General features: G+C 31.3%; 5 protein-coding genes. All 5 read right to left on the bottom strand.

Annotation, left to right across the window (positions count from 1 at the left end):
* On the bottom strand, nucleotides 1-458 hold a 458-nt coding region (locus QZ357_RS05450), incomplete at its 3' end, for a GerAB/ArcD/ProY family transporter (RefSeq protein WP_290772872.1).
* Entirely contained in the window at nucleotides 459-1,535 is a 1,077-nt protein-coding gene (locus QZ357_RS05445; protein WP_290772870.1) for a Ger(x)C family spore germination protein, read from the bottom strand.
* Entirely contained in the window at nucleotides 1,522-2,982 is a 1,461-nt protein-coding gene (locus QZ357_RS05440) for a spore germination protein (protein WP_290772868.1), read from the bottom strand. Before QZ357_RS05440 ends, QZ357_RS05445 begins: the two co-directional genes overlap by 14 nt.
* A gap of 11 nt (nucleotides 2,983-2,993) precedes the next feature.
* Nucleotides 2,994-3,716, bottom strand: a complete 723-nt coding sequence (locus QZ357_RS05435; protein WP_290772866.1) for a DUF421 domain-containing protein — start codon at nucleotides 3,714-3,716, stop codon at nucleotides 2,994-2,996.
* Between the two features lie 126 nt (nucleotides 3,717-3,842).
* Nucleotides 3,843-6,246, bottom strand: a 2,404-nt coding sequence (locus QZ357_RS05430; RefSeq protein WP_290772863.1) for a penicillin-binding transpeptidase domain-containing protein, incomplete at its 5' end; no start/stop codon positions are given.

Genomic DNA, 6,246 nt, shown 5'->3' with positions numbered 1-6,246 from the left:
AACATTCCAAAAAATATGAATAATATAATAAATGGAATTAAAAATGACGATAATTTAGCTAATGTTACGATATTTTTCTTTAGCATTAAGAATACAAGCAATAAGAAAATTATCGTTGTAATGATCATAGGTGTCTTTACCAATATATTTATTTTTGTAAAGATGACAAAATACTTCAGTTGAAAAACTTCAATGATAATTGCATAAACTATAAAAATCAGATATATAATTTTTGCGAAAAATTTATTAAAGTTTTGTTTTATAATTTCATATAAATTTGTTTCCTTTGATTTTATAGGGTATATGCTTACTATTACAGGTATTAAAGCGAAAATAAAAGATATGAGTAAATTTATTGGGTGTTCAGTATTAAAGTATGTGTATCCTGTCATAATTGATGAGGTAAGTATATATAGGATCATCATATAAATGATTTCTTTTGTTGAAAGTTTATTCATTTATTCCTCCATATCTTCTTTTAAATTAACATTTACGTATACATTTTTTTTAAGCGTTTCAAAATATTTATTCCAGTCTTCTACACTTGACTTTTCTTTAAAGTTATTTAGTCTATAACCATATCCAAATATATCAACTTTAAATTTTTTTTGTACTACATCAATTAAAGATATTAATTCTTTTGTAATATTTTTCTTAATTTCATTTTCAATTTCTTTTTCTGTGATATTTTTATTTTCTATGCTTTCTATATAAGCATTTACATCCATATTGATATTCAATGTATTGTTTTCTATTTTTTCTTTTGTGTTGTTTAAAGTGATTTTGGTGTTTATGGTATTGTTATTCTTTTTTAAGTTTAGTTGTATTGAATTCTTTTCGTTCATTAGGAAAGAATAAAAGTTAACGTCTTTTTCTTCGATATACCCTATAAGTTTATCTTTTTTCAGTACAGCGATTTTATTTGCATAAAAATTTTTTTTCTCTCCTTCTTCTGTATTTTTTATTACCGGAAGGATAGCTTCTTTACCTTTATTTTCTATAGTATTGATAACCCTGTATGCTCTGGAGTTATTTGTAAATAATTTATTTTTACTTAATTGTTCTATTATTTCAAAACCATGAAATGTCTCTGTGTGACTTTTTGAGTTTAAAATATCTTTTGCAGATGATTTGTATGTGGTGGTGAGTATAGTGTTAAATCTTAAATTGTTTTTTTCAAGTACAAGGCTTAAAATATCGTTTATACTGTCTGATTTTGCATAATTTTCTCCGATAATTATCAGCTCGCAGTGGCTTAAGTTGACTTTGTTGTTAAACTTACCGTCAAGTTTGCTTATTGCATCGAAAATAGAATTTCCCGTTGATGTTATTATTTCCGGTTTTACACTTAATTGTCCACCGTAATCACTCGCGTCGATTGTTTCTGCACTTACTTCATATCCTGTTTTTATTTTATCAACACCGAGAGTAAATATCAAAATCTCTCTTTCAATTTCAGAGTAGTCATAGCATGAAGACATTAACGGCATTATTAGTATTAAAAACAAAAGTGATAAAATTTTACGTTTGTTCATTTTTATTCGTCCTATTCGTTTTTTTTGACATATCCGTAGGTCTTGTAAGCATTTTAAACCATGGTGCTCTGTAAAATGAATCTTTAAACTGCTGTACTGAATTGTAAACGACATTTGCCATATAAGACATACCGAAAGATTCCAGTCCTGAAAGGTGTACAAGCATTATCAGTAAAGCAATTGTAAATCCATAAAGACCTAAAACGGAGGATAAAATTATAAATAAAAATCTAAATATTATAGTTGCTCCTTTTGTCATTGGTATCATAAGCTCGCTTATTGCCGATAAAGCTACTATTATAATCATAGGAGCACTTATGAGTCTGGCCTCAACGGCAGCTTGTCCTACGACAATACCTCCGACGATTCCAAGGGCAGTACTGGCACCTATACCGCTTCTGTTGCCGGCTTCTCCTAATATTTCGAAAGTTATTATCATTAAAATACATTCCATTAAAGATGAGCAGGGGATACCTTCGCGTGCTCCTATTATGCTTATTGCCAGGTTACTAGGTAGAACTTCTTTATGAAATGTAATGATTGCTATAAAAAGTGCAGGTATGGATATTGATAAAAAGAAGCTTATGATTCTTATAAGTCTGGTAAATGATGCAAAATAGTAATTTAGATAGTAATCATCTCCTGACATGAAGTTTTCTATAAATAAATAAGGAACGGTCATTACGATTGGTGTTCCGTCTACGAAAAGAGCCACACGCCCTTCAAGGATTTTACTTGCAACGACATCCGGTTTTTCGAATGTTCCGGTAGTTTTAAAAGGAGAAAATTTATCGTCCTTTATTGATTCCATTATATAATTTGTATCAAGTACAGAATCTATATCTATTTTTTTTAATCTCTTTTTTAACTCCTTTAATACTTTTTTATCCACAATACCGTCTACATAAGCAAGGCATATTTTGGTTTGTGTAATATTTCCTATTGCCGAAAATTCCAACTTTAAATTCGGACTTTGTATCTTTCTTCTTAGCAATGAAAGATTTGTTAATATATTTTCTCCAAAGCCCTCTCTTGGTCCTTTTGTTATTTTTTCATTCGGAGGTTCTTGAATAGCTCTCAGTGTAAATCCTTTTGTATCTATGCTTAGGGCTTTATTCTGACCTTCTATCAGGAGAATTGTGTTTCCGTAAAGCAAATCAGAAAATATATCTTCAAAAGTATTTAATTCTTTTATAGTATTTGCAAAAAGTATTTTGTCTTTAAGCTTTTTTAAGATATTGAATTTAAATACATATTTTTTATTTTCAAGAATTGCCTTTATTATATCTTCGTTTATGCGTTCATTATTAGACATTCCGTCAATAAATAAAAGAAGATAATCTATTCCTTTGTTGTTAAAATTTCTGTATCTTATAGTATCATCGTTGTTGAATTGATTTTTTATAAAAACAGTATTTAATTTTAGGCTTTTATATAAATTTTTCATAATTTTTGTTTTTAAAGAAAATAATGGTCGTTATTTTCTATTTTCAATCCTTTTAATTGTATATTTATATTTTCTTTTTCATCTAGTGTCATTAACAGAATATTTTGCAGCTTATATCCTCTGTCACTTATTTCTTTTAATAACCATTTTTTATCTTTGTTCATATTTTTTAAATTTGCTTCTAAAATATTTCCGTCTAAAACGATATTTGCACACAGTCCGCTTTGAGTAGTCGGAATTGTTAAGTCTTTTAAAACAGTCGGTCTGTAGCTCTCTTTTGGCATGATGCTTATATCTCCGGTGGTTTCAAGTATTGCATATTCAATATTTGATAAATCGAAATATCCTTTTATTCTCAGTTGTGTCAACAAATCATTAATATCATATTTATGCTTTAGAAGATTATCTTCTATTATTTCTCCTTTATATATGAATATTGTCGGTATTCCGGTAAGTAACTTTCGTCCCAATATGCTTTTTTCAGTGGTTATATTTATTAACAGTGTTATTATGGTATATATACTCATAGCAAGTACGGGAATATACCATGTCAGATTTGTATCTATTGCCATTTCTGCGGCAATGGAGCCTATTGTTATGCCAGCTATATAATCACTGAAAGTCAGTTGAGTTATTTGTCTGGGGCCTGTTATTTTGGCCAAAATAAATATTACAACAAACGATAATATAGTTTTGCCGGATATCAAAACAGAAGTACTTAAAATATTTTCCATATTTGCCTCCAGTATTTGTTGTTTTATATTTTTACCAAAATATATTTTATTTATACTTTAATAATCATTTTACGAAAAAAATAAAAAACACCCGAATTTGTTCGAGTGTTTTTCTCTAATATTTATTTAAAACAAGTTATAAAAAATATTGTTTATATTAAAGTTATTTTTATCGGTCGAAACTAGTGTTCTTTTAAAAGGTGTATTTATTCTGCTTCTTTTATCATCATCGTCATCATCATCTTCTGTTACATGAACGGTAAAAGATCTTTCGCCCAATTTTTCTCCGTTATAACTTATAGAATATGTTATTGTATAAGTTCCCGGTGTATTTGAATCAAATCCTCCGTTATTAATTTCTGTTAATGTCCCATAAGCAGTTGTTCCGTCAGATAATGTAATTATGGCAGATGGAGCAGAGAAGTTTTCTCCTTTTTCAATAGTTGTTGAAGAGTAACTTAACTCATAGGATTCGGCTGTAGGTGCAGATGATCCAGTTACAGAAATCGATGCTTTCGCTGTCATTGTTACTCCGTCTGAAGAGTATTTTGCAGTTATTGTTGCGTTTCCTCTGCCTTTTCCTGTTATCGTATTTCCAGATACACTAGCTATTGATGAACTGCTTGAAGATATCGATGCATTTATGTTCTTTGTAGAACCGTCAGCCATGACACCTTGAACCGTTGCTCTTGCAGTTTGTCCGACTTCTATTGTTCCCGGACTTACCGTAAGTTTTATTGATTGTACTGTACCCTTATCATGTATATCACATTTACCTTTTAGACTGTATTTTGCCTGTGAACCTATTTCATTTTTCCCGCTTACTCCCGGTGGGTAAGTTATTTTGCTTAAATCTAAAAGTACGGAGCTTTTTATTTGGTCTTTAGGACAGTATTTTGTGGCTTTTTTATTAGATGCCTCACATACTTTTGCCGATACGTGAATATCATCTTTTCCGTTAGGACCTTTTCCCGTTAAGAAATATTCCGAGTATACTTTTGAGCCTCTAGGATCTTTTGATGATAAGCCTGTGGGACTTTTGCCCGATACTCCGTCAACGGATGCTTTATATACATCATCCGGTTTTGAAGCAAATTGACTATTTGTTGTTTTTTTGTTTTTGTATATATCTGTAAATGCTTCTTTCCAAAATGCTGCCGGACCGTTTGTAGAACCACCGTATGTTCCGATGTTTAAGTTGTAAGTTGTACCGTCAACTGTAACAACGTTTTGGTCATAACCGTACCATACAGCTCCTGAATATTCTGGTGTATATCCACAGAACCACGCATGTCTGTTTTCATCTGTTGTACCTGTTTTTCCTGCAACTTGAGTTCCTTCTATATTTATATAAGTAGTACCGCCTTTAACAACATCTTTTAAAATATCGGTTATTATGAAAGCTGTTCCCGGTTCAAAAACTTTTATTTTTTCTGATTTGTTACTTAATATTACATCACCTTTTTTGTCTACGATTTCTGTGTACATTATAGGTGTTTGTCTTACACCTCCGTTTGCAAATGTAGTGTAGGCGCTTGCCATATTAAGTGTGGTTTGACCATGCGTGTATCCTCCTAAAGCCAAAGCTGCAGGGTTTAGGTCGTTTACATCTCCTTCTTTGACAATATCAAGTCCCAATTTTTCAGCGTAAGGAAGAATTGTTTCTGACCCTGTTTGCATCATAGCTTGTACAGCTACGGTGTTTACCGAGTTGGTAAGACCTTTTCTCACTGTCATCAGTCCCTCATTACCGCCGCCTGCATTTTTAGGTTTCCATCCTCCTACGCTTATAGAAGTATCATTAAATGCTGTACCTGCAGTTATTTGTCCTGAATCGATTCCCGGTCCATATGTTGTAAGAGGTTTTGTTGATGAACCCGGTTGGAATTTTTGTGTTGCTCTGTTCATAGATAAGCTTGCGGATTTTTCTCTTCCGCCGACCATACCTACTATCTTACCTGTTTTATTTTCAATTACTGTCATTCCTACTTCCGGATTATATTCTACTTCTTTTCCTTTTTTCTTTGTCATTGCAGCACTTGCTTGGCTTGCAGAATAAGATTGAGAAGGGAAGATTGAATCATTTTCCGCTGTTTTTTCAAGAGCTTCTTGTACATTTGGATCAATTGTTGTTTTTATTGTAAGTCCGTTATTTAGTACAAAACTTGATGCGTCTTCTTTTGAGTAGTTATATTTCTTTGCAATATCGTTAACTACTTGTTCATATACAGCATCCGTGAAATAAGAATATACACCTTCATGTTTGTTTTGTTTTAAAGCTATTTTATTGTTTTCGAGTTCATCTAACGCAATATCATATTCTTCTTTGCTTATATGATTTTGGTCGTACATATTTTTTACTACGGCTAAAGCTCTTTCTTTGTTGTTTTCGTCATAAGCAAGAACTGTTTTGCCTTCTGAATTTTTTTCTTTTACAAGTGTATAGTCACCGTCCCCGTCTTTATCTTCGTATTTTAAAGGATTATAATAAGTAGGAGCGTTGATTATTGAAGCAAGTACTGCCGCTTGT

This window comes from Anaerofustis sp. (genome assembly GCF_019420015.1).
Lineage (GTDB): Bacteria > Bacillota > Clostridia > Eubacteriales > Anaerofustaceae > Anaerofustis.
Note: the sequence above shows the minus strand (reverse complement) of the source record. Positions and strands in the feature narration are given on the sequence as shown.

Excerpts from the sequence above, each read along its gene's own strand:
- QZ357_RS05445 (WP_290772870.1), bottom strand. The coding sequence starts at position 1,535 with ATGAACAAACGTAAAATTTTATCACTTTTGTTTTTAATACTAATAATG.
- QZ357_RS05440 (WP_290772868.1), bottom strand. The coding sequence starts at position 2,982 with ATGAAAAATTTATATAAAAGCCTAAAATTAAATACTGTTTTTATAAAA.
- QZ357_RS05435 (WP_290772866.1), bottom strand. The coding sequence starts at position 3,716 with ATGGAAAATATTTTAAGTACTTCTGTTTTGATATCCGGCAAAACTATA.